General features: G+C 68.0%; 20 protein-coding genes. 10 read left to right on the plus strand and 10 right to left on the minus strand.

The features are described 5' to 3' along the window. Positions 1-68: 68 nt before the first annotated feature. Genes OG394_RS32285 through OG394_RS32300 form a run of 4 tightly spaced genes read left to right on the plus strand, consistent with a single transcriptional unit; the run spans position 69 to position 4,740 of the window. Complete coding sequence (locus tag OG394_RS32285) at positions 69-1,286, plus strand: cytochrome P450 (protein WP_328990945.1); 1,218 nt, start codon at positions 69-71, stop codon at positions 1,284-1,286. Further along, entirely contained in the window at positions 1,276-2,403 is a 1,128-nt protein-coding gene (locus OG394_RS32290; protein WP_328990946.1) for an alpha/beta hydrolase, read from the plus strand. Before OG394_RS32285 ends, OG394_RS32290 begins: the two co-directional genes overlap by 11 nt. Continuing rightward, positions 2,369-3,463, plus strand: a complete 1,095-nt coding sequence (locus tag OG394_RS32295; protein WP_328990947.1) for an alpha-hydroxy acid oxidase — start codon at positions 2,369-2,371, stop codon at positions 3,461-3,463. The genes OG394_RS32290 and OG394_RS32295 overlap by 35 nt, the downstream gene beginning before the upstream one ends. Further along, complete coding sequence (locus tag OG394_RS32300) at positions 3,463-4,740, plus strand: aminotransferase-like domain-containing protein (protein ID WP_328990948.1); 1,278 nt, start codon at positions 3,463-3,465, stop codon at positions 4,738-4,740. Before OG394_RS32295 ends, OG394_RS32300 begins: the two co-directional genes overlap by 1 nt. Here the strand turns inward: OG394_RS32300 and OG394_RS32305 are convergent. Next, on the minus strand, positions 4,737-5,177 hold the full coding sequence (locus OG394_RS32305; protein WP_328990949.1) for a GNAT family N-acetyltransferase: 441 nt from the start codon (positions 5,175-5,177) through the stop codon (positions 4,737-4,739). The two genes, OG394_RS32300 and OG394_RS32305, sit on opposite strands and share 4 nt — an antisense overlap. 124 nt (positions 5,178-5,301) lie before the next feature. On the opposite strand from OG394_RS32305, the gene OG394_RS32310 reads away from it, so the two are divergent. Then, the gene (locus OG394_RS32310) at positions 5,302-6,558 is read left to right on the plus strand and encodes an MFS transporter (protein WP_328990950.1); all 1,257 of its coding nucleotides are present in this window, start codon (positions 5,302-5,304) and stop codon (positions 6,556-6,558) included. Here the strand turns inward: OG394_RS32310 and coaA are convergent. Then, complete coding sequence (coaA, locus tag OG394_RS32315) at positions 6,479-7,432, minus strand: type I pantothenate kinase (RefSeq protein ID WP_328990951.1); 954 nt, start codon at positions 7,430-7,432, stop codon at positions 6,479-6,481. The genes OG394_RS32310 and coaA overlap by 80 nt on opposite strands. A gap of 76 nt (positions 7,433-7,508) precedes the next feature. Between coaA and glmS the strand changes: the two genes are divergently transcribed. Genes glmS through OG394_RS32330 form a run of 3 tightly spaced genes read left to right on the plus strand, consistent with a single transcriptional unit; the run spans position 7,509 to position 11,129 of the window. Next, positions 7,509-9,377: a glutamine--fructose-6-phosphate transaminase (isomerizing) gene (glmS, locus tag OG394_RS32320; protein WP_328990952.1), complete on the plus strand. Its 1,869-nt coding sequence runs from the start codon at positions 7,509-7,511 to the stop codon at positions 9,375-9,377. Next, complete coding sequence (locus tag OG394_RS32325; protein WP_328990953.1) at positions 9,374-9,724, plus strand: holo-ACP synthase; 351 nt, start codon at positions 9,374-9,376, stop codon at positions 9,722-9,724. Before glmS ends, OG394_RS32325 begins: the two co-directional genes overlap by 4 nt. A gap of 1 nt (position 9,725) precedes the next feature. Next, positions 9,726-11,129: an NAD(P)H-hydrate dehydratase gene (locus OG394_RS32330; protein WP_328990954.1), complete on the plus strand. Its 1,404-nt coding sequence runs from the start codon at positions 9,726-9,728 to the stop codon at positions 11,127-11,129. On the opposite strand, the gene OG394_RS32335 is transcribed toward OG394_RS32330, so the two are convergent. The 8 genes from OG394_RS32335 to OG394_RS32375 all read right to left on the minus strand — a co-directional run bounded on the left by OG394_RS32335 (position 11,116) and on the right by OG394_RS32375 (position 22,776). Next, on the minus strand, positions 11,116-11,775 hold the full coding sequence (locus tag OG394_RS32335; protein ID WP_328990955.1) for a M15 family metallopeptidase: 660 nt from the start codon (positions 11,773-11,775) through the stop codon (positions 11,116-11,118). The two genes, OG394_RS32330 and OG394_RS32335, sit on opposite strands and share 14 nt — an antisense overlap. 161 nt (positions 11,776-11,936) lie before the next feature. Further along, on the minus strand, positions 11,937-13,256 hold the full coding sequence (locus OG394_RS32340; RefSeq protein WP_328990956.1) for a peptidoglycan DD-metalloendopeptidase family protein: 1,320 nt from the start codon (positions 13,254-13,256) through the stop codon (positions 11,937-11,939). A gap of 13 nt (positions 13,257-13,269) precedes the next feature. Next, positions 13,270-14,598 (minus strand): sporangiospore maturation cell wall hydrolase GsmA, encoded by a 1,329-nt coding sequence (gene gsmA / locus OG394_RS32345; RefSeq protein ID WP_328990957.1) that lies wholly within the window; start codon positions 14,596-14,598, stop codon positions 13,270-13,272. A gap of 12 nt (positions 14,599-14,610) precedes the next feature. Then, on the minus strand, positions 14,611-16,002 hold the full coding sequence (locus tag OG394_RS40160) for an FG-GAP-like repeat-containing protein (RefSeq protein WP_442914243.1): 1,392 nt from the start codon (positions 16,000-16,002) through the stop codon (positions 14,611-14,613). Between the two features lie 120 nt (positions 16,003-16,122). Beyond that, positions 16,123-19,062 carry an AfsR/SARP family transcriptional regulator gene (locus OG394_RS32360; RefSeq protein ID WP_328990958.1) on the minus strand — a complete coding sequence of 980 codons (2,940 nt, stop codon included), beginning with the start codon at positions 19,060-19,062 and terminating at the stop codon, positions 16,123-16,125. Between the two features lie 138 nt (positions 19,063-19,200). Then, on the minus strand, positions 19,201-20,553 hold the full coding sequence (locus OG394_RS32365) for a family 43 glycosylhydrolase (protein ID WP_328990959.1): 1,353 nt from the start codon (positions 20,551-20,553) through the stop codon (positions 19,201-19,203). A 96-nt stretch (positions 20,554-20,649) separates the two neighbouring features. After that, positions 20,650-21,432 carry an META domain-containing protein gene (locus tag OG394_RS32370; RefSeq protein WP_328990960.1) on the minus strand — a complete coding sequence of 261 codons (783 nt, stop codon included), beginning with the start codon at positions 21,430-21,432 and terminating at the stop codon, positions 20,650-20,652. A gap of 288 nt (positions 21,433-21,720) precedes the next feature. Next, complete coding sequence (locus OG394_RS32375; protein ID WP_328990961.1) at positions 21,721-22,776, minus strand: aminotransferase class V-fold PLP-dependent enzyme; 1,056 nt, start codon at positions 22,774-22,776, stop codon at positions 21,721-21,723. Between the two features lie 81 nt (positions 22,777-22,857). Here OG394_RS32375 and OG394_RS32380 point away from each other — a divergent pair, with 81 nt between their 5' ends. Both OG394_RS32380 and OG394_RS32385 read left to right on the plus strand, forming a co-directional pair. Beyond that, positions 22,858-23,748: a LysR family transcriptional regulator gene (locus OG394_RS32380; RefSeq protein WP_328990962.1), complete on the plus strand. Its 891-nt coding sequence runs from the start codon at positions 22,858-22,860 to the stop codon at positions 23,746-23,748. Then, positions 23,745-24,392, plus strand: a complete 648-nt coding sequence (locus OG394_RS32385) for an HAD family hydrolase (protein WP_328990963.1) — start codon at positions 23,745-23,747, stop codon at positions 24,390-24,392. The genes OG394_RS32380 and OG394_RS32385 overlap by 4 nt, the downstream gene beginning before the upstream one ends. The last annotated feature ends 7 nt before the right edge of the window (positions 24,393-24,399 follow it).

The raw sequence follows: 24,399 nt of genomic DNA on the forward strand, positions 1-24,399 counted from the left end.
TTCTCCGCCTTGCGATGCACGCACCTGGACACCGCCAGCCGTCAAACACCCTCAAACACGGGACACTAATGGACGCCGACGCGATCCTGGCCGCACTGTTCACGGAGCAGGGGAGAACCGATCCCTATCCGTTCTACACGGCTCTGCATGAACTGGGCAGGATCTCGTCGGTGACCCCGGCCGCGGCGTCGTACGTCGCGGTGGTCAACGGGTATGACCAGGTCGATCAGGTGCTGCGCGACCCGGCGTTCCTCAAACAACCCGGACGTGCCGACTGGGAGGAGCATCCGGTCCTGGCGGTGTTGCAGCGCTCGATGATGTTCAGCAATCCGCCCGAGCACGCCCATCGGCGCAAGGTCTTCCAGCAGGTGTTCACGCCTCGCCGGGTGGCCGAGCTGGAGCCCAAGATCCACCAGATCGTCGGCAAGTTGCTGGACCGGATGGCCGAGCTCGGCGACGGTGGTGCGCCGGTCGACTTCATCTCGGAGTTCGCCTATCCGCTGCCCACACAGGTGGTCGGCGAGCTGCTGGGAATTCCGTTGGACGATCTCGGCTGGTTCCGCGAGCGGGTCGAGCGGATCGACGCGTATCTCGATCTGGCCGGTAAGACCCCGGAGATCCTGGCCGCGGCCGATGCGGCGGCGACGGAGCTGTCGGAGTACTACGCGGGTTTGATCGCGCAGCGCCGAGCGGATCCGCTCGACGATCTGGTCAGCGCGCTCGTCCAGGCGATGGATGCTGGTGATGAGCCGCTGACCGATCCCGAGTTGGTGAGCAATCTGGTGGTGCTCTTCAACGCGAGTTTCGTGACCACGATCAACCTGCTCGGCAACGGTCTGCCGCCCTTGCTGGCGAGGCCCGATCTGGTCGAGGCGCTGCCGGGTGATGCGGCGTTGGCGTCGGCCTGTGTGGAGGAGGTGCTGCGCTATGACAGTTCGGTGCAGTTCCTGGCTCGGGCGGCGTCGGTCGACACCGTGGTGGGGGAGTTGCCGATTGTTGCTGGGAGCAACGTGTTGTTGTTGCTCGGGGCAGCTAATCGCGATCCTCGGCGATACCCCGATCCGGACGCGTTCGATCCGTCGCGGCCGGACATCAAGCCGGTGAGCTTCGGCGCGGGCGCGCACTACTGCCTGGGGGCGGCGTTGTCCCGGGCGGAAGGGCGGATCGCCTTCCAGGGCTTGTTCGAGCGATTCCCATCGTTGTCCTTGGCAACGGAACCTGTCCGCAGCGAACAATTTCTGCTGCGCGGCTATAGCGAGATTCCGGTGGTGCTCAATGCCTCTTGATCCGCAGGTGGAGAAGATGCGTGCCGAGCGGGAGACCGCTGACGTGCCGCAGTTGTACACGCAGAGCCTGGCCGAGGCACGGGCGGCCGACCTGGCGTCGATCCAGGCGGCGGGTGGTGCGGTCGAGAAGGTGCACGAGGTGATCGACCGTACGGTGCCGGGGCCGGAGGGCGAGCTGCCGATCCGGATCTACCGGCCCGCGGGCGACGGGATGTTGCCGACGTTGGTCTACTACTTCGGCGGCGGGTGGACGCTTGGCAGCATCGACACCGCGGATGGGATCTGCCGGCGGCTTGCGAACGCCGTACCGTGTCAGGTCATCACTGTGGGGTATCGGTTGGCGCCGGAGCACAAGTTCCCGGCCGCTGTGCACGATTGCCATGAGGCGGTGCGTTGGATCTCGGCTAATGCGGAAGAGCTTCGGGTTGATGCCGAGCGGCTGGCCGTGGGTGGGGATAGCGCGGGCGGCAATCTCGCGGCGGCGGTGACGTTGCTCGCGCGGTCCGGTGGGCCGGCGCTGCTCGCGCAACTGCTGGTGTATCCGAACACGCGGTATGGCTCGGATACGCCGTCGATGCGGTCGGGCGATGATCCGTACTTGTTCAACAAGACGTCTGTTGGGTGGTACTGGAACCACTATCTGGCGGATCCGTCTGACGGGCTTAATCCGCTTGCGTCGCCCTTGTTGGCGGACCATTTCGGGGAGTTGCCGCAGGCGTTGGTGATCACGGCCGAGTTCGACCCGTTGCGGGATGAGGGCGAGTTCTACGCGGAGAAATTGTTCGCTGCGGGGGTGCCGACGGAGCTGAGCCGGTACGACGGGATGGTGCACGGGTTCTTCGCGATGTCGGGCGTGCTCGATGGTGGCAAGCGAGCGATCGCGGAGGCATCCGCCTTCCTTTCCCGGGTCTTCAAGGTCTCCGACGACCAGGCGTCCGACGATCAGGCGTCCGATGACGAGGCGTCTGATGGTGAGAGCGCTGAGGGGCGGGCCGTGTCGGAGGGCGAGGCGGCTGATGCTGAGGGCGCTGGTGGTCAGGCCGTCTCGGAGGGCGGGGCTGCTGGTGGCGAGGGGGCTGACGGTGAGGAGTCTGGGGGCAAGGGCGGCGATGGGTGAGGCGGTCTGCCTGGCGGATTACGAGGCTCTCGCGGCGGAGGTGTTGCCCGCGGACGTGTGTGACTTCGTCGCTGGTGGCAGCGGCGCCGAGACGACTCTGCGGTTGAACCGGTCGGCCCTCGACGCGATCTCGGTAGTGCCCCGGGTTCTCGCAGGCGTGGAGGAGCCCGACGTGTCGACCACCTTGCTGGGCCAGCCCGCGGCCTTTCCGGTCGCGGTCGCGCCGATGGCCTATCAGCGATTGGCCCATCCCGATGGCGAGTTGGCCCTGGCCAAGGCGGCAGTCGGAATCCCTTATGTCATTAGCACTTTGTCGAGCTTCCCGTTGGAGGAGATTGCGGCCACGGCCGACAACGCCTGGTTCCAGCTCTACTGGTTGCGGGATCGCGGCATCGTCAAGTCGCTGGTCGATCGGGCCGCCGCAGCCGGGTGTACGGCCTTGATGCTGACCGTTGACGTGCCGGTGATGGGTCGCCGGTTGCGCGATGTCCGCAACTCCTTCGTCCTGCCCAGCGACGTGATCGCGGCGAACCTCGTCGACGGATCCGCGGGCAGGGCTCACCAATCGGCCGAGGCCGTGTCTGCTGTGGCGGCGCACACGGCCTCGGTCTTCAACACCGCCTTGAACTGGAACGACCTCGAGTGGCTGGCCGGCCGGACCTCACTTCCCCTTGTGGTGAAGGGAATTCTCGATCCCGAAGACGCTCGTCGCGCGGCCTCGATCGGTGCCGCCGGAGTGGTCGTGTCAAACCATGGTGGCCGCCAGCTCGACGGAGCCGTTGCCTCGATCAACGCACTGCCCGCCGTAGTGGATGCCGTCGGCAACGATTGCGAAGTGTTGCTCGACAGCGGTATTCGCAGCGCCACGGACATCCTGCGCGCTTTGGCCTTGGGCGCCGGCGGGGTATTGCTGGGCCGCCCGTTGCTCTGGGCGCTGGCCGTTGGCGAGGCGGACTCGGCGTTGACCCGATTGCGCGACGACCTCATCGACGTACTGTTGCTGGCGGGGTGCGCCGACGTGGCCGCTGCCACCGGACTCACGACACATCGGGGGACCTGATGGACCTGGCGATCGAGGACCTGCACCCGTCGTTGGGAGATCGCGCGCTGTTGTCGATGAACTTCCTCAACGAGGTCGCGCAGCACTACCCGGACGCGATCTCGCTCGCTGCCGGCCGGCCGTACGAGGAGTTCTACGACGTCGAGGACCTGCACTCGTACCTGCGGACCTTCACGGCATACCTGGCGTCCCAGGGGTACGACGAGGCGGCCGTCCGGCGCACGTTGTTCCAGTACGGGCGGACCAAAGGCATCATCCACGGCCTCGTCGCGGAGAACCTGCGGATCGACGAGGGGATCGAGGTCGACCCCGAGTCGATCGTGGTGACCGTCGGCTGCCAGGAGGCGATGGTCCTCGTCCTGCGTGCCTTACGGGCCGGACCGACGGACGTGCTGCTCGCGGTCGCCCCGGCGTACGTCGGACTGACCGGCGCCGCGCGTTTGGTCGACCTGCCGATCCGGTTCGTTGCCGGGGGCACCGATGGCGTGGACCTGGATGACCTGGTGGCACAGGTGAAACAAGCCCGCGCGGAGGGGCTGCGGCCGCGCGCGTGCTACCTGATGCCGGACTTCGCTAATCCGTCCGGGATGAGCCTCGATCTGGAGATGCGCCGGCGATTGCTCGAGATCGCGGCGCAGGAGGACCTGCTGTTGCTGGAGGACAACCCGTACGGGCTGTTCCCGGCGTTGGGTCATGAACGGCTGCCCACGCTGAAGGCCCTCGACACCGAACGGCGCGTGGTCTATCTCGGTTCGTTCGCCAAGACGGCACTGCCGGGCGCGCGGGTTGGGTACGTGGTGGCGGATCAACGTGTCACCGGGGCCGGCCTATTCGCCGACGAGTTGTCGAAGATCAAGAGCATGCTGACGGTCAACACCTCGGCCGTCGCCCAGGCCGTCGTCGGCGGCAAGTTGCTCGAGAACGGCTGCAGCCTCGTCACGGCGAACCGGCGCGAGCGCGAGGTCTACGCCTCAAACCTGCGCCTGCTAACAGATGGCCTGGCAGCCCACTTCCCGAACGGCGACGTCACCTGGAACGTGCCCGCAGGCGGCTTCTTCGTCGTCGTCACCGTGCCTTTCCCCGTCGACGACGCCCTACTCGAACGATCCGCCAAGCAATACGGCGTCCTCTGGACCCCCATGTCCCACTTCTACGACGGCTCGGCCCCCATAAACGCCCTCCGCCTCTCCTGCAGCGCCGTCACCCCCACCGAAATCACCACCGCCCTACCCCGCCTAGCCGCCCTGATCACCACCACCCGGGCTGCATTTGTTTAGAGGCGAAGGAGGAGTTGGGGGAGTAGGCGGCCGGGGATGGAGTTGCTGGGGGTTGTGTCGACTCGGCGGGCGCCGTGGTGGAGGTAGAAGGGTTCGGCGTACGGGTCGGAGTCGATGGTGAGTTCGTGCCAGCCCAGGTCTCGTGCGGTGGCGACGGCGTGCGCCAGTAGGGCCGACCCGACGCCCTGTCCGATCGCGGCGGGATCGACGAACAGCGCCGACAGCTCGCCGGGCTCGAGCAGGTAGAAGCCCCGCAAATCAGGGGCGGCCGCCACCTGGAGATGGACGCCGTCGCATTGCTCCGGACGGACTGCCAGCTCGACGCGGCAAGACGCCAGGAACGCCTCGTCGTACCCCCAGTGACCTTTGCTGCGTACCGCCAGCGCTGACAACACCTCGGCCTCATCCGGCCGCGCCGCCCGAATCACCATGCTCATGCCGACCCTGTATACCCCAGTCGGCCCAATTGGTCCTCTCCGGTGGCCACCGATTGGATCTCACGGGCGTACCGATCTGGCAATAGCGTCGCAGGTAAGCCGAGAGAGCCGAGGAGCGCCCGCCATGAGCTGCGAAGTCACCACCCCGAAAGCCCCGAAAGCCCCGAAAGCACCCCAAGCCGCGAAGCCGGCCGTGGAGCCGTTGTTCAGTCCGCAACTGATCCGACTCCTGATGGCGGTGCTCGGCTCGGGGTTGAGCATGTACCTGCTCACCTCGGTCGTACCGCTCTACCTCGCCACCAACGGCTCGGGCGGGATCGGCGCCGGCCTGTCCACCGGCGCGATGATGCTCTCGGCCGTCGCGGTCGAACTCGCCGTACCGCGCATGCTCGCCCGCTTCGGCTACCGCGACACCCTCGCCCTCGGCCTAATCCTCCTCGGCCTCCCGGCCCTACTCCTCCCCCTATCGACCTCCCTCCCGCTAGTCCTCGCGGTATGCCTGCTCCGCGGCGCCGGCCTAGCGATCCTCGTCGTCGGAGCAGTCGCGTTGATCGCCGAGGTAGCACCCGCCCATCGCCGCGGCGAGGCACTCGGGATGTACGGCGTAGTCGTCGGCGTACCAGCCGTCGCAGGTCTTCCGCTCGGCGTCTATCTGGTCGACCACATCGGCTTCACCGGCGTCTTCATCCTGGGCGCACTCACTTCCCTGGCCGGCCTGACCATGATCCCCGGCCTACCGACCACACCAACCCACACCCAGCTCAAGCAACACACCAACGTACTGAAAGGCCTTAAGAACAGCGGATTGCTCATGCCGGCCGGAGTATTCGCGGCAGTAACGGTTGCCGCAGGCATCGGTGTAACCTTCATCCCGCTAGCCGTTGCCGAGGGCAAGCACTCGGTGATCGTGACAGCGCTGCTCATCCAGGCGGCCGCCGCACCACTGGCCCGTTGGCTAGCAGGCCGGTACGGCGACCGGCACGGCGCGCGCCGGCTCCTGCTGCCTTCGGTCCTACTCGCCACTCTCGGCGCCGGATCCCTCGTCTTCGTTCAGCACACCACCATCGTGTTCATCGGCATGCTGCTCTTCGGGCTCGGCTTCGGCGCGGCCCAGAACGTCACCATCTCGATCATGTACGAACGCGTCGAGCCGAACCGCTACGGCCAGGTCAGCGCCCTCTGGAACCTCGCGTACGACGCCGGCTGGGGCGTAGGCGCCATCGCCTTCGGCGCGGTAGTCGCCGGCACCGGCTACCCGACCGCCTTCGCCCTAACCACCGGCGTACTACTCATCGCCCTGGTCAGAGTTTGCGTAGACGGACCCATTTCACCGCGTGGTCCGCGCCTTTCCGCAGCACCAGAGTTGCCCGAGAGCGCGTAGGCAGGATGTTCTCGTGCAGGTTGGGACCGTTGATGCCGTCCCAGAGCGACTCGGCCTTCGCGATGGCCTCTTCGCGGGACAGGTCGCCGTACCGGCGGAAGTAGGACTCGGGATCGCGGAAGGCCGTCTCCCAGAGCTTCAAGAACCGATGGACGTACCAGCTCCGGATGTCGTCCGCGGCGGCATCGACGTACACGGAGAAGTCGAAGAAATCGCTGACAGCCAGCCCGCTCTTGCCGTCGCCCCGGCGTGGAGCGGGCTGGAGCACATTGAGGCCTTCGAGCAGCAGGATGTCGGGTTGTTCGACCGTCGTCCGGACGTCGGGCAGCCGGTCGTAGTGGAGGTGCGAGTAGACCGGCGCCTCGGCCGTGTCGAGACCGGACTTGACCTCGACCACGAAGCGCAACAGGGCCTTCCGGTCGTACGACTCGGGAAAGCCCTTGCGTTGCAAAAGGCCGCGCTTTTCGAGCTCGGCGTTCGGCCAAAGGAAACCGTCGGTGGTGACGAGCGCGACGCGGGGGTGCTCCGGCCAACGGGCGAGCAACTCGCGCAGCAGTCGCGCGGTGGTGGACTTGCCGACGGCGACGGATCCGCCGATCCCGATCACGAACGGCGTCCGGGTCTCGGCGGGTTTGCCGAGGAACGACTCGGTGTCGGCGTGCAGCGCGCGGGCGTGCCGGACGTACAGCGAGAGGATTCGCGACAGCGGCAGATAGACCTCGCGGACCTCGTCGATGTCGATCTCGTCACCAAGACCGCGGAGGCGCTCGATCTCCTCGGGCGTCAGCGGTGACTCGGTCGTCTCCGCCAGCGCGGCCCAGGCGGCGCGATCCAGCTCGGTATAGGGAGTCACCTCCCGCGGCGCATGCAGCATGTGCCCCATTCTTCCCACACATCGCCTCCGTGCGCCCCGAGAGGGACGTCACTTCGTACGCGTTAGTGTGGCGCTCATGTGCGGCATCGTCGGATACGTCGGCGCGAAACCAGCGCTGGAAGTGGTTCTGGAAGGTCTGCGGCGGCTTGAGTACCGCGGCTACGACTCCGCTGGTGTGGCGGTTGTCACAGCGGCTCCCAGCAGCGCGACCACAAAAACCCTGGCCATCGCGAAGAAAGCCGGAAAGATCGCGAACCTGGACAAGGAGCTGGCGGATCACCCGCTGCCGCCGTCCACGACCGGGATCGGGCACACCCGCTGGGCCACCCACGGCCCGCCGAACGACAAGAACGCGCATCCGCACCCGAACAACCCCGGTCGGGTCGCGGTCGTGCACAACGGCATCATCGAGAACTTCGCCCAGCTCCGGGCCGAGCTCGAGTCGCGCGGCAACGAGCTGATCTCCGACACGGATACCGAGGTCGTCGCGCATCTGCTCGGCGAGCTGCTGCCCGAGGCGGACGGCGATCTGGCCGAGGCGATGCGCCGGGTCTGCGGCCGGCTGGAGGGCGCGTTCACCCTCGTCGCCGTCTGTGCCGAAGCGCCGGACGTCGTCGTCGGCGCCCGGCGGAACTCGCCACTCGTGGTCGGCGTCGGCGAAGGCGAGAACTTCCTCGCCTCGGACGTCTCGGCCTTCATCGCCCACACCCGGGACGCGATCGAGCTCGGCCAGGACCAGGTCGTCGAGCTGCGCCGCGAGGGTGTGACGGTCACCAACTTCGACGGTACGGCGGCCGACGTCACGCCCTTCCACGTCGACTGGGACATCTCCGCCGCCGAGAAGGGCGGGTTCGACTACTTCATGCTGAAGGAGATCGCCGAGCAGCCGAAGGCGATCGCCGACACCCTGCTCGGCCGGTTCACGACGGATGGCCGGCTGCATCTGGACGAGATGCGGATGTCCGACGAGGACCTGCGCGAGGTCGACAAGATCATCATCATCGCTTGCGGTACGTCGTTCCACGTCGGCCTGATCGCCAAGTACGCCATCGAGCACTGGACCCGGATCCCGTGCGAGGTCGAACTGGCCAGCGAGTTCCGCTATCGCGACCCGATCGTCGACCGCTCCACCCTGGTCATCGCGATCAGCCAGTCGGGCGAGACGATGGACACCTTGATGGCCTTGCGGCATGCCCGCGACCAACGCGCCAAGGTGCTGGCCATCTGCAACACCAACGGCTCGACCATTCCGCGCGAGTCCGACGCGGTGCTCTACACGTACGCCGGCCCGGAGATCGCCGTCGCCTCGACCAAGGCCTTCCTCACGCAGATCGTCGCGACGTACGTGATCGCGTTGTATCTGGCCCAGGTCCGCGGCATCAAGTACGGCGACGAGATCACCGCCATCATCGAGGACCTGGAGAAGACACCCGCGGCCGTCGCGAAGGTGCTCGAGTCGGTCGAACCGGTCCGGAAGTTGGCCCGCGAGCTCAAGGACGCTCAGTCCGTGTTGTTCATTGGTCGGCATGTCGGTTATCCGGTCGCCCTCGAGGGCGCGTTGAAGTTGAAGGAGCTCGCCTACATGCACGCCGAGGGCTTTGCCGCCGGCGAGCTGAAGCACGGCCCGATCGCGCTGATCGAGGAAGGCCTGCCGGTCTTCGTTGTCGTACCGCCCAAGGGACGCGACGTCCTGCACGACAAGATGGTCAGCAACATCCAGGAGATCCGGGCTCGCGGCGCGCGCACGATCGTGCTGGTGGAGGAGGGTGACCACTCCGTCGACCCGTACGCCGATCACATCATCCGCCTGCCGAAGGTGCCGACGTTGATGCAGCCGCTGGTCGCGACCGTGCCGCTGCAGGTGTTCTCGTGCGAGATGGCGACGGCCAAGGGGCATGACGTCGACCAGCCGCGCAACCTGGCGAAATCGGTCACGGTCGAGTGATAGTCGGCGTGGGTATCGACGTCGTCGACGTGGCTCGCTTCATGGAAACGCTGGAGCGGACGCCCGGTTTGCGTACGCGGGTCTTCACTCCCGCCGAGGCCGCCAAACCGCCCGCCTCGCTGGCCGCGCGGTTCGCCGCCAAGGAGGCGCTGGCGAAGGCGCTCGGTGCTCCGGGTGGCATGCAGTGGCACGACTGCGAGGTGCGGAGCGACGAGGACGGCCGGCCCTGGTTGGAGATCACCGGGACCGTCGCCGACCAGGCCGCGCGCCTCGGCGTACAGAGCATGCACTTGTCGCTGAGCCATGACGCGGGCATCGCGTCCGCGGTCGTCGTCCTGGAGGGTTGAGATGCGCCGCGCTTACTCAGTCGGCCAGGTCCGCGCCGCCGAGTCCGCCTTGATGGCGGTATTGCCTGACGGCACGTTGATGCAGCGCGCGGCGTACGGGCTATCCGTTGCTCTCAGCAACTTCATGGGCTTCGTGTACGGCGCTCGCGTGGTGCTGCTCGTCGGGTCGGGCGACAATGGCGGGGATGCCTTGTATGCGGGCGTTTTCCTGGCTCGCCGAGGTGCTCGCGTTACTGCCGTACTGCTCTCGGACAAAGCGCATCCCGAGGGCCTCGCCGCTTTACGTAGTGCAGGTGGCCGGGTTGGTTCGGCCGAGGACGTGCCGGGTGCGGATGTGGTGGTCGACGGGATTGTCGGGATCGGCGGTCGTCCCGGCCTGCGGCCCGATGCGCTCGAGGTGGTCGAGTTGGCCGCGCGGCACGGGGTGCCGATGGTCGCGGTCGATACGCCGTCGGGCGTGGACGTCGATACCGGCGAGACCCCTTCGCCGCACGTGCGCGCGGATCTGACCGTCACTTTCGGCACGCACAAGGTCTGCCATCTCGTCGATCCAGCCGCCGCGGCCTGCGGAACGGTCCACCTCGTCGACATCGGCCTCGACCTCCCGGACCTGGTCCCGGCCGCAGAGGCATTCCAGGCGGCTGACGTGCGCGCGCTCTACCCCATCCCGCACGGCGAATCCGACAAGTACTCCCGCGGCGTCCTCGGCCTCATGGCGGGCTCATCGCAGTACCCGGGCGCTGCCGTGATCGCCACCTCGGGCGCCCTCGGCGGACCCGTCGGCATGATCCGGTACGGCGGACCCGATTCGGTGGCGGCCGATATCCGGGCAGTCCACCCCGAGGTGGTGCACGGCGAGGGCCGGGTGCAGGCGTGGGCGGTTGGTTCGGGCCTCGGGCAGGGGTTCGACCGGCAGGCCGTCGCGCGGTTGCTCGCCGGCCCCGAGCCGGTGCTGGTCGACGCCGACGGCCTCTCGGCGATCGACGGGCCGCTCGAAGCGCCGGCGCTGCTCACCCCGCACGCGGGCGAACTCGGCCGGCTGCTCGACGTACCACGAGCTGAGGTCGAGGCGAGGCGGTTGGAGCACGCCCGTACGGCGGCCGAGCGCTTCCAGGCGACGGTATTGCTCAAGGGTTCCACTACGGTCATCGCGGCGCCGGATGGCCGCGTCCGCGTCAACACCAACGCGAGCGCCTGGCTCGCCACGGCCGGTTCGGGTGACGTCTTGGCGGGATTGTGCGGGTCGTTGCTCGCCTCGGGCCTGTCGCCGTTCGACGCGGCAGCCGTTGGCGCTTACCTCCACGCCGCAGCCGCCCACCTCGCGGCCGACGGCGCGCCTCTCACCGCAATGACGCTTGCCGCCCATCTGCCTGCGGCCACTCGGCACACGCTCATCGACCAGTGAAGGTCTGCTGTCCGTAGATGGCGTGTGGGGCCGCCGTCGTCATGGCCCAGTAGCGGTCGCCGTAGGACCAGTGCCACCACTCGGTGGGGTAGTTGACGAAGCCCGCGGAGGTCATGGCGTTGGCCAGTACGCGGCGGTGGCGGCGGGCCTGTGCGGGGATGTTGGTGGCGGCGGTATAGCAGGCGTCGTCGCTTTCCTCGGGGCCGTCGTTGACCTCGGTGCCGAGCCAGATCTCCTCGCCGCCGGGAGAGCACAGGGTGAGGTCGATCGCCGCGCCACAGACGTGCGGGCCGATCTCCGGTGGGGAGAGTAGGCGGCTGGCCATGGTGCGGAGGTGCTGGTCGGACCAGGACGGGTTCTCGGCCCGGAGTTCCGCGAGGTAGGACTCGAAGTACTGCACCTGCAACGCCAACGGCCGGTAGGCCTCGACCACGAGGAAATGCAGGCCTCCGGGCAAGAGACGCTGGGCGGCGACCAGGCGATCCGCTACACCTCGGCGAGCCTGGCAGTAGGCGCCGGCCGGATCAGCGAGCCGGTTGTCCAGGCGAAGGGTCCCGTAGTCGCGAAGATCCACCAGCGGCTCGCCGTTGTCCACGACTGGGATGCCCATGACGGCGGGATCCGCCATCAGTACGACGTCCAGCATCCTGGCACCTCTTTCCTCGACTCGGGCCAGTTGGCGGTTCGGGGCGCAGCCGGTTCGACCTTGCCGGTGGCGGCTGCAAAGGCCCTGCAGGTTCTCTGTAAGGGTTCTCTGTAAGGGTGGCTGCGGGTCTGCCAAGACGGCAGACCCGCAGCCGGTGGGGGTCAGGCGAAGAGCAGGTTGGTGGGGGAGAAGCCGGTCGCGATGGTGGCGGTGGCGTTCCAGGGGGTGGGGGCGAAGCCTGCGCCGTTGTGCCAGGACTTGACGTCGCCGTTGGCGAGGACGGTGGTGATGTCGGCCTTGCCGTCGCCGTCGAGGTCGGGGAGGAAGAGGTTGTTGGCGGTGAAGCCGGTGGCGATGATGGCGTCGGCGTCCCACGGCATCGCGGCGAAGCCTCGGGCGTTGCGCCAGGCCTTCACGTCGCCGTTGGGTAGAACGGTCATCGCTTCGGCTTTGCCGTCGGCGTTGAGGTCGGCGAGGAAGGTGTTGTTGGGGGTGAAGCCGGTGGCGATGACGGCGTCGGCATCCCAGGGTGCGGCGGCGAAGCCTCGGGCGTTACGCCAGGCTTTGAGGTCGCCGTTGGGCATGACGACGAGGACTTCGGAGCGGCCGTCGGCGTTGAGGTCGGCGAAGAAGGTGTTGTTCGCACTGAATCCCGTGCCGATGATGACGTTGGCGCCCCAGGGCATGGCTGCGAAGCCGCCGTCGTTGTGCCAGGCCTTCAAGTCGCCGTTGGGTAGGACGACGATGATTTCTTTGCGGCCGTCTCCGTCGAGGTCGGCGAAGAACGCGTTGTCGGGCGTGAAGCCGGTGCCCACGATCGCGTCGGCGTCCCAGGGCATGTCGGTGAAGCCGCGGCCGTTGCGCCAGGCCTTGATGTCGCCGTTGGCCAGCACCATTGCGAGATCGGAACGAGCGTCACCGGACAGCGAGCTGCTCGTGATCGGGCCGCTGCCGCAGTTGTCGCTGGTCTCGTAGTGCTGGTTGTACGAGTAATTCACTGGTACTAGGTGGCCGCTGAAGATCGACTGGACGACAACGCCGTTCTGCTTCTGCTCGAAGTGCAGGTGGGCGCCGCTGGTGTTGGAGCCGGTGTTGCCGACCGTGCCGATGTGCATGCCCTGACCGACCTGGGCGCCGATGTTGACCGCCCGGGTGGCCAGATGGAGGTAGCGGGTCTGCCAGCCGTCGCCGTGGTCGATGACGATCATGTTGCCCGCATCGGTGGCGAACTTCGACGTACTCACTACACCGCCTGCTGACGCCAGCACCGGCGTACCGGCGGTAGCGCCACCTGAGCGGACCATGTCGAGCATGTACTGGCTGGCGTGGCCGCTGTGGGTTGAGGTGGTCCAGACCTGACCACACGGCAGGGGGAGCTTGAAGTTGGGGCGGCCGGCTGCAGCGGCCTGAGGTACCACTAGTCCGACAGTGACAGCTGCAGCGGCTGCAAGGACGGCAAGAAGCCGTTTGACCTTCAGCATGATCCAGTAGCTCCTAGGCGAAGAGAAGGTTGGTGGGGGAGAAGCCGCTGGCGATGACCGCGGTGGCGTTCCAGGGCATGGCGGCGAAGCCTGCGCCGTTGTGCCACGACTTGACGTCGCCGTTCGCGAGCACGGTGGTGATGTCGGCCTTGCCGTCACCGTCGAGGTCCGGCAGGAAGAGGTTGTTCGCCGAGAAGCCGGTGGCGATGATCACATCGGCGTCCCACGGCATGGCCGCGAAGCCTCGGGCGTTGCGCCAAGCCTTCACCTCGCCACTGGGCAGGACGGTCATGGCTTCGGCTTTACCGTCGGCGTTCAGGTCGGCGAGGAAGGTGTTGTTGGCGGTGAAGCCCGAGCCGATGACGACATCGCCGTCCCACGGCATGGCCGCGAAGCCCCGGCCGTTGCGCCACGCCTTGAGGTCGCCGTTCGGCATCACCATGAGGACCTCGGAACGACCATCGGCGTTCAGGTCCGCGAAGAAGGTGTTGCCGGCGGTGAAGCCGGTGCCGATGATGACGTTGGCGCCCCACGGGTTGGCTTTGAAGCCGCCGTCGTTGTGCCAGGCCTTCAAGTCGCCGTTGGGCAATACGACGATGATTTCCTTGCGGCCGTCTCCGTCGAGGTCGGCGAAGAACGCGTTGTCGGGCGTGAAGCCGGTGCCCACGATCGCGTCGGCGTCCCAGGGCATGTCGGTGAAACCGCGGCCGTTGCGCCAGGCCTTGACGTCGCCGTTGGCTAGCACCATCGCGATCTCGGTACGGCCGTCACCGGACAGCGAGGCGCCGAGGGGACGGTCAAACCGGTAGAGGTTGTACGTGGTCATCAGGTTGACGACCTTGCTCGTGTACGCCGGGTCCGTCGCGTAACCGGCCTTGCGGATCTCTTCGACGAACTGGTTCGGGTTGTTGGTGTAGTTGAAGGCGTTGGCATACCGCGGGTTGTTGCGCAGGAACGCGCCATGGTCGCGGAACGAGTCGAGCATCGAGGCGTACCGCCGGAAGGACGCGTAGACGGTGTGGCAGGTGGGCGTGCACTCGGTGGTCGGCCGGGTCACACAGCCGATCGCGATCGGGCCCGGGCCGCTGCTGCCGCACTTGATGCCGAAGTAGTTCTTGTCCTCGACGGCGAGAGCGCTCTGGCCCCAGCCACTCTCGAGGATGGCCTGCGCGACGGTCACCGACGCCGGTACGCCGAACTCGGCACGACTGGCTTGCGCCGGTGGACCAGCGGCGTTGATGAAATCGCTGTGCGCGTCGGCGGCGGCGGGTGCGGCCGGCAGCGTGACCAGGGCGGTCAGGGCGAGCAGGGCGGTGGTGACAAGACGTTTGACGTTAAGCATGATCAGTAGCTCCTAGGCGAAGAAGAGGTTGGTGGGGGAGAAGCCGCTCGCGACGATGGCGGTGGCGTTCCACGGGGTGGCGGCGAAGCCCGCGCCGTTGTGCCAGGACTTGACGTCGCCGTTGGCGAGCACGGTGGTGATGTCGGCCTTGCCGTCGCCGTCGAGGTCCGGCAGGAAGAGGTTGTTGGCGGTGAACCCGGTGGCGATGATGGCGTCGGCGTCCCACGGCATCGCGGCGAAGCCTCGGGCGTTGCGCCATGCCTTCACGTCGCCGTTGGGCAGAACGGTCATCGCTTCGGCTTTGCCATCGGCGTTCAGGTCGGCGAGGAAAATGTTGCTGGCCGAGAAGCCGGTGCCGATGATGACATCCGCGTCCCACGGCATGGCGGCGAAACCTCGGCCGTTGCGCCAGGCCTTCAGGTCGCCGTTCGGCATCACCATGAGGACCTCGGAGCGGCCGTCGGCGTTCAGGTCCGCGAAGAAGGTGTTGTTCGGGGAGAAGCCGCTGCCGATGATGACGTTGTCGCCCCACGGCATGGGAGCGAAGCCCCGGTCGTTACGCCAGGCCTTGAGATCGCCGTTCGGCAGCACGGCGATGATCTCCTTGCGGCCATCGGCGTTCAGGTCGGCGTAGTGCAGGTTCTCGGTGCTGAAGCCCGAGCCGACGATGGTGTCGGCATCCCACGGCATGTCGGTGAACCCGCGGCCGTTGCGCCAGGCCTTCACGTCGCCGTTGGCGAGCACCATCGTGAGATCGGTGCGGCTGTCGCCGGACAGCGAGGCAGCACCCGGGCGAGCGTCGTACAGGCGGATCGCGCCGTAGTAGTCGCTGCGGCTCGCGCTGGAGACCCGGACCAGCGCTCCGGAGTTCGGCGCCTCGACCATGTAGCCGCCGCCGAGGTACATCGCGACATGCTTGATCGCGCCACCACCGGGGTTGAAGAAGAGCAGGTCACCCGGGACCAGCGGCGCGAGTCCGGCCGATCTGTCCCAGCGGGCGACCCGGTTCGGCGAGTCCCATTGCTCTCGGGTGGTGCCGTTGATGACGTCCGCGCCGACGGCCAGGTAGTACGCGTACCGGACCATGCCGGAGCAGTCGAGGCCGATCACGTTGCAGTCGTTCGGCGCGCCGTTGGCCGCGTCGCAGATGCCGCGGGTCGGCCCGGGGGTCTGGCCGTGGCCGCCGCCCCAGGAGTACGGCGTACCGATCAGGGTGCAGGCCTTCTGTACCGCGGCGACCGCGGCCGGCCCGGCACCGGGAGCGAGGACGCCGCAGGCCGGTGCGGCCGTGGCGGTGGGTGCGTTGCCGGCGACCATGAGCGCCGTACCGGCGAGCAGGGTGAAGAGCAGGGCGAGTGCCTTGACCGGCCGGCCGAGCCGGCGCCGCAGGCTGTTCCTGGACATGACGGTGATCCGATCTTCCGATTCGCGAGCCTGCGGTCGCAGCCTCGGAACGATCGTGGATCCACCGTCTGGAACGGCCCTCCAAACTTCCTGCAAGGTCCTGTAAGTCGCCCGTAGGCGTCAGTTCGAGCCGGCCGCGAGCGCCTTTCGCAGATCGCTTTCGGTCCGTTCGGCGAACTGCGGCAGGCCCAGCTCACGCCAGATCGCGAGCGACTCCTCGAGCATCGGCACCGCCGCCGCCGGGTCATCCAGCGACAGCTGCAACTCGCCCTGGGTGCGGAGGATCAACGCCTGCCCGAAGCGGTCCGAGTACGTCCGGCAGGTGGTGAGCGCCGCCGCCAGCTCAGGCGCCACGGCCGCGCCCGCGCCGAGCCGGAGCCGCGCCTTCGCGAGCGCCTGTACGGCGTACGCCGTCATCACCGCGTCGCCGATCTCCCGCAACATCGCGACGGCCTGTTCGGCCAGCCGGGCCGCCTTCCCGTACTCACCGGCGGCTCGGTGGGCCAGGCTGATCGTGCGCAGGGTGATGGCCTCGCCGCGGCGGCTGAAAGCCCGGCGGTACGCCGTGAGAGCCTCGTCCAGTGACGCGAAACCCTCGTCGGTACGGCCTTGTTCGATGGCGAGCGCACCACTGCGGCGAGCGCAGAAGCCGATGCCCGCGTCGTCGCGCAGCGCCCGGAAGATCGCCAGCGCCCGGTCGAGCCGTTCGCGCGCGGGCACGACGTCGCCGAGTTCGCGGCTGACGTCACCCAGGCCCGCCAACGCGATCGCCTCGCCGCGCCGATCGCCCACCGCGACGTACCCGGCGAGCGAATCCGCGAAGTAGGCCTCGGCCCCGGCATAGTCGTCCTGGCCGCTGCGCAACCGTCCGAGCCCCGCGAGCAGCATCGCCTCGGTGGCCTGATCCCCGGCCACCCTCGCGGCCTGGAGTGCGCTGTCGTGACTTCGCCACCAATCGTCGAACCGGTTCGTGATGACGAACGACGACGAGCACATCGCGGCGACCACCTCAGCCGCGACGCGATGCAGACCGTTCGCCGCCGCCCGGTCGACCGAGGCCAGCATCGACGGCGTCTCCACGTCGAACCAGACAGCGGGCCGGGCCAGTGCAGGCTGCAGTACGTCGGCCGGCACCACGCCTTCGATCGGCCCGGGCGGGACCAGGTCGATCTCGCCGGTCGGCCCGCTGGCGGAGATCCGTCCGATCAGGCCGAGCCAAGCGCGCAGGGCCCGGGTGACGGCGGCCTCGCGATCGGCGACGGGGTCCTCCAGCTCGGCGCGTTCGCGGGCGAACACCTGCAGCAGTTCGTGCATGCGATAGCGGACCTGGCCGAGTGGATCGACGGTCGCGAGTTCGAGCAGCTGGGCGTCGACGAGTTGCTCGACCACGTCCTCGGCTTCGTCGGTCGGCAGGTCTAGCAACGGCCCAGCGATCCACGGCGCGAAGTCGAGCAGGCTGAGCAGACCGAGCCGCCGGAACGCCAGCCGGGCCGGTTCGTCCAGGCCCTGGTAACCGAGCGCCAGGCTGGCCCGTACCTCGACATCGCCCGCGGACAACTCGTCCAGGCGCTGCCGCTCGTCGGCCAGCCGGGCCGCGAACCGCGCGAGTGACCACTGGCGACGGCTGGCAAGACGTGCCCCGGCAGTACGCACGGCCAGCGGGAGGCAGCCGCACAGCGCGACGATTCGATCGGCCTGGTCCGGCTCGGCGGCGACCCGGTCCCGGCCGGCCACTCGCGCCAGCAGGCCGATCGCGTCGTCGGTGCCGAGCACTCCGAGGTCGGTGACGTTGGCCCCCGCCAAACCGCTGAGCCGTCGGCGGGAGGTGATCACGACGGCGGAACCACCCGCACCGGGCAGCAGCGGCCGGACCTGCTGTTCGGAGGCGGCATCGTCGAGCAGGACGAGCAAGGAACGGCCCGCGGTCACGCTGCGATAGAGGTCGACGCGTTCCTCCAAGGAGACGGGCAGACTCTGCCGATCCACCCCGAGCGCCCGCAAGAACCGCGCGACCACGTCGGCGGGCGAGGCCGGCAGATCCGTCACGCCACCGAGGTCGGCGTACAGCTGGCCGTCTTTGAACCGGGCGGCGAGCTGATGTACGGCCGAGAGCGCGAGCGCGGATTTGCCCACCCCGCCCGGACCGCTGATCACCTGGAGGCCGACCACGCCGGGCTCTATCGGGTCGTCGAACCGCGCGACCAACCCGGTCAGCTCCGACGTTCGTCCGGTGAAGTCCGCAACGCCCGCCGGCAACTGCGCCGGCACCTGCTTACCCCCAGCCGTGTGCTCTGCGACGGACGCCGGTTCGTCAGCCACGTTGGGCGTTGTGAAGAGGGACGGATCGTTGTGGAGTACGGCGTCGTGCAGGCGCTGCAGGTCGCGGCCCGGGTCGACGCCGAGCTCGTCGGCCAGCAGACGGCGGCCTTCGGCATAAACGGCGAGCGCCTCCGCCTGTCGGCCGCAGCGACACAGCGCGGTCATGAGCTGGCCGCGAAGGCGTTCGCGCAAGGGATGCCGGGACAGCGTGGCGGCGATCTCCTCGGCGACGGCCGCGTGCCGCCCGGTGTCGAGTTCCGCCGCGATCAGGTCCTCGAACACGGCCAGTCGCAGGTCGTCGAGGCGCGCGGCCTCGGTCGTCAGCGAACCACCGATGCCACCGAGCGCCGGGCCACGCCACAACGCGTCGGCGGCGCGGAAGTCCCGGACGGCGTCGGTCGGCCGGCTCGCCTGGCGGGCGGAACGGACCAGGTCCTCGTACGTCGTGAGGTCGAGCCGGCCACCGCTGATCCGGTAACCCGGCGGCCGTGTCTCGATCGGATCGGCGGTGCCGTCGGCCGTCAGCCCCCGGCGCAGCGCGGCGACGTACGTCTGGATCAGCGCGCGGGCCGTTGGTGGTGGATCGTCGGGCCAGAGCAGGTCGATCAGGCGCTCGGCCGAGACCACCCGCCCCCGTTCGAGCAACAGCGCGGCCAGCAGCGCGCGCGGTTTCGGGCCGCCGACGGTGAGCCGGTTCGAACCGGACCACGCCTCGACCGGCCCCAGCAGCCTGAAGTCCATTTCCCCGCCCCAGCACCTGTCTCGGTACCCCACCTGGTGCGGATGGATGAAATCACAGACGGCAGGCCGCTGCCAGCCTTCTAACGTTGAAGATGGCGCAGTTCGACCACGCTCGAAAGGGTGGCCAACCGCCTTGACTCAGCCTAGGTGCCAGCGTTGGTTGGCGGCGTCGTGTTGGGGCCAGGTGATGACCTCGGCGTTGTCGGCGGTGGAGGCCCAGGCGACGTCCAGGGCGTTGGCGGTGAACTTGCAGGTGATGCGGTGGGTGCCGGCGCGGTCGGGGTCGACGTACCAGCGTTGGTTGTCGCGGCCGGTCCACGCGGTTTGCGAGATGGGTTGGGCGGCGCAGGTGAGGGCTAGTTGGCTTGCCTCGTTGGTGATGCGGTACGAGTCGTCGGACTGCCGGGTGAAAGTCCAGCGTTGGGTGGGGCTCGTGGTCGGCGTACGTTGCACGACGCCGTCGAGGGCTTTGCCGCTGTGCAAGGCGGTGAGTTGGTAGGTGCCGTTGGCAACGATCGGCGCGTTGGTGAGGACAGGGACGCCGTTGCGCCAGGTCAGGCCGGTGACGTGCAGGCCGCGGCCGCCGGGGGTGAGGGCGTGGAAGGCGAGGTGGTTGCCGGTGACGTCTTGGCCGCCGGGGTTGCGGATCGCGTCGGGCCAGGTGGTGTTGTCGATGACCGTGCCCTGCTTGGCGAATGGTGCGGTCAGGGTGGTGCCGACGGCGTACTTCACGTGGTAGTTCGCGTCCCAGGCATCGGCTGAGTAGAACAGGACGAACCGGTTGTCTCGTCGTACGATGACGGGCGCGTCGAGGACGGTGCGCTCGTCGCCGGCCGGATCCGCGGTGAGTAGTTTGTGTCGTTCGCCGATCCAGTTGATGCCGTTGGGCGCGGTCTCGTGGATCCAGACCGAGGCGGGTTGGCCGGCGGAGTTCGCGTCGTCCTTGTAGACGAGATAGCGGCGGCCGTCGACGACCAGGCTGGCCGGATCGATGTTGCCGTGGTCGAAGGCGTTGCAAATAAGGGGTTCTACGCCCACTGGGGTGAATGGGCCGGTCGGGGTGTCCGAGGTTGCGGCGCCGATGCACTGGATGCCGCTGGTGTGTTTGGCGGTGTAGTACATGAGGTAGACGCCGTCCGCTCGCTGCGAGACGTCCGGCGCCCAGACGCGATAGGTGCCGCTGGGTTGGTCGAACGCGACCCACGCGGGGAGGGTTGGCAATGCGTCCACGCCGTCGACCGTCCAGGGGCCGGTGATGCTCGACGCGTGGGCGATCGGGATGTTCAGGAGCCGTCCGTCGTACGACGAGTTGGTCGAGTAGGCGTAGTACGTCGAATCGACCTGCAGCAGGTCCGCGTCCGGGAAATCCCGGCCGATCAACGGCTGCGGCGCCTCGGCTGACCGCGACGCTTCGGCCGATCGTGTCGCGGATGCGGGCGTTGTCAGGGTGAGCAGGGTGAGCAGGATGGCGGCGAACAGGCGTAACGGCATGTCGGCACCTCGCTAGTTGGCCAGCACCTTGGAACGGGTGCGGGCGAGCCTAGGTTCGGGGCCGGGAGTGCGCAATGGCCTTCGATCTGGGTGGAATCAGGCCTTTCCGGTCAGCTGCAGACCAGCTCCGTCGGAACCGTTCAAGGTCAGCTGGGATCCGTCGATACTGAAGTTCACCGTGCCCTTGAGGACTTTGACGAGGGCCTGCTCGACCTTGGCGGCATCGCCCGCGCACGCCTTGCGGGTGAGCCCGATCGGCCCGACCTGCATGCTGCTGCCGCTCACCGTGGCGGGACCGTTGAGGCTGTTGCAACCGGTCGAACCGGTCACCTTGCCGCCGGCAAATTCCAGGTAGGCCTTTTCCATCCCTGCCTGGTTCGAGACGGTGTCGCCCTGGATCAGGCTGGTCAACGTCCAGCGGGTGCCTTCGAGGGCGAGATCCGCTTCGGTCGCGTCGCTCAGCACCAGGGTGGTCGACGCGTCGGTCACGGTCAGCTTGCCGCCGTCGAGCTGCCAGGCCGGTTTGGCCTGCAGGATCTTGGCGAGCCACTCGTCCTGGGCATGCCGAGGCGCGTCACAACCCATCTCGGTCATGGACAAAGAGTCGACCGAGAGCTTGCCGTCGGAGGTGTTCACCGGGGATTGCATCGAGTTGCAACCCGCGTCCGCGATCAACCGGCCGTCGCCGGTGAACTGGAACCGCACCTTGGTCCGCGGCGCGAGCGCCTTCGGCTTATCGTCGACGGTGATCGAGGTCGACTGGAACGTCCGGTCCCGCAGCCGGTCATCCGTATCACCGCTGCCGCCCGGGTTCGTCTCGTTTCCGCAGCCGGTCGCCGCAAGGGCGAGACCGGCGATCAGGAGAACCACGCTGCGCATCTTCACAACGATAAGACGCCAACCAGCTACCGACGGTTGTCCCCTTCTTCGCGTTCATTCGCCCCTATTCCGAGGGTCGACCCTCGGAATGGGGGGTGGACTCGCCAAACTTGCCGGGTCGACTCCCTATTCCGAGGGTCGACCCTCGGAATAGGGCTCGCAATCAGCGACGGTTGTCCCCTTTTGCGTTCATTCGTCGGAATCCGGCCTCTGACCACCGCGCAGCTGCTCAGGTCAGCTGACAGGAGAGGGCGGATTCCGACGAATGAACGCAAAGAGGAGGTGGCCTTAGTCGTCGTGGAGGTGCCCGCGGAGGGTGGTGGCGGCGGTGTCGGTGTCGGTTTGGCTGGTGGAGAGGTGGAAGGAGAGGCGCAGGCGGCCGGCCCGGATGGCGCCGGCGATGCGGGCGGTCTCCATCAGCTCGGGCACTTCGTCATCCGCGACCGCCGACACGATCGCCGAGTCCGACGGCCGCAACCCGACCGCCTCCCGGAATCGCGACGCCAGCCCCACCGAATGCGAATGCAACGCGTTCACCCCGACATCCCGCAGCAACTCAAGCGACGGCGCCGCCGCGATCCACGAATGCCACGCAGGGGAGAGGTCGAACCGCCGCGCGTCCTCGGCAAGCCGCAACGGGCTGCCATAAATGCTGTCCCACGGCCGCTCCCCGGCGTACCAGTTGGCTCCCGTCGGCACGACCTGATCAAGCAAATCCGGCCGGACCGTGAAGAACGCCGTACCCCGCGGCGTGAGCAACCACTTGTACCCCGCGGCCACCGTGAACGAATAGCGCGACGCGTCAACCGGCAACCACCCGGCCGCCTGCGTGAGATCAACCAGCAGCTCCGCGCCAACCCCATCGCAGGCCGCACGCAATACCTCGAGATCGGTGACCCGCCCGTTAGACGACTGGACCGCCGATACGGCGACCAGCGTCGTGCCCGGCCGGACCTCATCCGCGAGGCGCTCAAGCGGGACCTCGCGCACCTTGATCCCGCGATTGGCCTGCGCGAGAAACGGAAAGAGCAGACTCGTGAATTCGCCCTCCCCGATCAACACCTCGGCGCCATCCGGCAACCACCCCGCCACCAATCCGACGTACGCCGAGACCTGGCTGCCCGTCGCGACCAGGCCCGGGTCGATCCCGCACAGCTCGGCGTATGCCCGGCGCGCGCGGTTGACGGACGCGTCGTACGTCGGTGGGTGGGCCGTACCGCTGCGCCATTCGTACAGGGCGTCTTGCAGCTCGTGCCAGCTCTGCCGCGGCGGCAACCCGAGAGTGGCGGTGTTGAGGTAGATCAGGTTCGAGTCGAACAGCCGGTTTGCTTCCTCAGGCGTCATGCCGTCCAGCCTCGCCGCTGATCGGCTGGCGGAAAAGGGCGATCTGCTGAGCCATACCCAAAGTTCTGCTTTGATTACCCGATGGATCCACGGCGCCTGCTGATCTTCCGTACGGTCGCCCGCCTCGGTTCGCTGTCGGCCGCCGCGGCGGACCTCGGCTGGACTCAACCGGCCGTCGGCCAGCACATGCAACGGCTCGAGCGGGAGCTGGGCGTGCCGCTGATGCTGCGTTCGGTGCGCGGTATCACCCTGACCTCAGCCGGTACGACGTTGCTGGCCCACGCCGACGCGATGGCCGCCCGGTTGACCGCCGCCGAGGAGGAGTTGCGCGAACTCGCCACCTTGCGGGCCGGGTCGCTCCGGATCGCCGCCTTCCCGTCGGCTTGCGCGGTGCTGGTTCCGCCGATGCTGCGTGAGTTGGCCGAGCGCGCGCCCGATCTCGACGTACGACTCACTGAGGTCGAACCGCCAGAGGCACGGGCCTTGGTACTGGCCGGTGATGCCGATCTGGCCCTGACCTTCGAGTACACCGAGGTGCCCGAGGCGGAGTTGGTAGCGGTCGAACTCTTCGCGGACGAACTGCGGGCGGTGGTCGCGGCAGACCACCGAATGGCCGGGCGTAAGCGGCTGGCGCTGACGGACCTGGCCGCAGAGCGGTGGGTGGCGGGTTGCCCGCGGTGCGAGACGCATTTGCTCTTGCTCAGCGAGGCGGCCGGATTCAGCCCGGATATCCGGCATCGCAGCGACGACTATGTGGTGGTCCAGCGTCTCGTCGCGGCCGGTCTCGCGGTAGCGCTGTTGTCCGAGCTCGCGCTGGAGGCCGCTCCGACTGCTGGCGTCGTGGCCATTCCCATTCGCCCGCGGCCGGGACGACGCGTTGAGGTGCTCTTCCGTCCGGAGATGGCCCGCAGTGCCGCCGTCGCGGCCGCCCTCGAAGCCCTGCGGGGTCAGAAAGCTAGGGTCGGGACGTGACCTATCCCGAGCTGGTGGTGTTCGACAACGACGGCGTGCTGGTGGATTCGGAGCGGCTGGCCAACACGATCCTGGCCGAGCTGCTGACCGAGGCCGGTTTGCCGTACACGCTGGACGAAGCGGTGCGGGACTTCATGGGCGGCAGCATGGTGTCGATGCGGACGAAGGCCGAGGCGAGCCTGGGTTCGGCGTTGCCCGCTGATCTGGAGGACCGGTATCACCAGCGGCTGTTCGACGGATTCGCGCAGTTGCAGGCGGTTCCCGGGGTCGAGGCCGTGCTCGATGCGCTCGACGCGGCCGGTACGACGTACTGCGTGGCCTCGTCCGGGACGCACGAGCGGATCCGGACGGCGTTGACCGCGGTGGGGTTCTGGTCGCGGTTCGAGGGACGCGTGTTCAGCGCGGAAGACGTTGCGCACGGCAAGCCTGCGCCGGATCTCTTCCTGCACGCGGCTGCCGCGATGGACACCAAACCGGACGCCTGCGTAGTGATCGAGGACAGCCCGCTCGGTGTCGCGGCGGCCAACGCGGCCGGCATGACCGTCTTCGGTTACGCCGCGATGACCCCGGTCGATCGCCTGGCCACGGCCGACGCGATCTTCCACGAAATGACCGCCCTGCCTGCACTCCTCCGCAGGCCCTGAGACACTG

Source organism: Kribbella sp. NBC_01245, assembly GCF_036226525.1.
Taxonomy (GTDB): domain Bacteria; phylum Actinomycetota; class Actinomycetes; order Propionibacteriales; family Kribbellaceae; genus Kribbella.

What these genes read in the sequence shown, in the direction of transcription:
- OG394_RS32310 (WP_328990950.1), top strand. Translation starts at nt 5,302, where the DNA reads ATGAGCTGCGAAGTCACCACCCCGAAAGCCCCGAAAGCCCCGAAAGCA.
- OG394_RS32290 (WP_328990946.1), top strand. Translation starts at nt 1,276, where the DNA reads ATGCCTCTTGATCCGCAGGTGGAGAAGATGCGTGCCGAGCGGGAGACC.
- OG394_RS32305 (WP_328990949.1), bottom strand. Translation starts at nt 5,177, where the DNA reads ATGAGCATGGTGATTCGGGCGGCGCGGCCGGATGAGGCCGAGGTGTTG.
- OG394_RS32300 (WP_328990948.1), top strand. Translation starts at nt 3,463, where the DNA reads ATGGACCTGGCGATCGAGGACCTGCACCCGTCGTTGGGAGATCGCGCG.
- OG394_RS32340 (WP_328990956.1), bottom strand. Translation starts at nt 13,256, where the DNA reads ATGCTGAAGGTCAAACGGCTTCTTGCCGTCCTTGCAGCCGCTGCAGCT.
- OG394_RS32330 (WP_328990954.1), top strand. Translation starts at nt 9,726, where the DNA reads ATGCGCCGCGCTTACTCAGTCGGCCAGGTCCGCGCCGCCGAGTCCGCC.
- coaA (WP_328990951.1), bottom strand. Translation starts at nt 7,432, where the DNA reads ATGCTGCATGCGCCGCGGGAGGTGACTCCCTATACCGAGCTGGATCGC.
- OG394_RS32380 (WP_328990962.1), top strand. Translation starts at nt 22,858, where the DNA reads ATGGATCCACGGCGCCTGCTGATCTTCCGTACGGTCGCCCGCCTCGGT.
- OG394_RS32365 (WP_328990959.1), bottom strand. Translation starts at nt 20,553, where the DNA reads ATGCCGTTACGCCTGTTCGCCGCCATCCTGCTCACCCTGCTCACCCTG.
- OG394_RS32370 (WP_328990960.1), bottom strand. Translation starts at nt 21,432, where the DNA reads ATGCGCAGCGTGGTTCTCCTGATCGCCGGTCTCGCCCTTGCGGCGACC.
- OG394_RS32360 (WP_328990958.1), bottom strand. Translation starts at nt 19,062, where the DNA reads ATGGACTTCAGGCTGCTGGGGCCGGTCGAGGCGTGGTCCGGTTCGAAC.
- OG394_RS40160 (WP_442914243.1), bottom strand. Translation starts at nt 16,002, where the DNA reads ATGTCCAGGAACAGCCTGCGGCGCCGGCTCGGCCGGCCGGTCAAGGCA.
- OG394_RS32335 (WP_328990955.1), bottom strand. Translation starts at nt 11,775, where the DNA reads ATGCTGGACGTCGTACTGATGGCGGATCCCGCCGTCATGGGCATCCCA.
- glmS (WP_328990952.1), top strand. Translation starts at nt 7,509, where the DNA reads ATGTGCGGCATCGTCGGATACGTCGGCGCGAAACCAGCGCTGGAAGTG.
- OG394_RS32375 (WP_328990961.1), bottom strand. Translation starts at nt 22,776, where the DNA reads ATGACGCCTGAGGAAGCAAACCGGCTGTTCGACTCGAACCTGATCTAC.
- OG394_RS32285 (WP_328990945.1), top strand. Translation starts at nt 69, where the DNA reads ATGGACGCCGACGCGATCCTGGCCGCACTGTTCACGGAGCAGGGGAGA.
- gsmA (WP_328990957.1), bottom strand. Translation starts at nt 14,598, where the DNA reads ATGCTTAACGTCAAACGTCTTGTCACCACCGCCCTGCTCGCCCTGACC.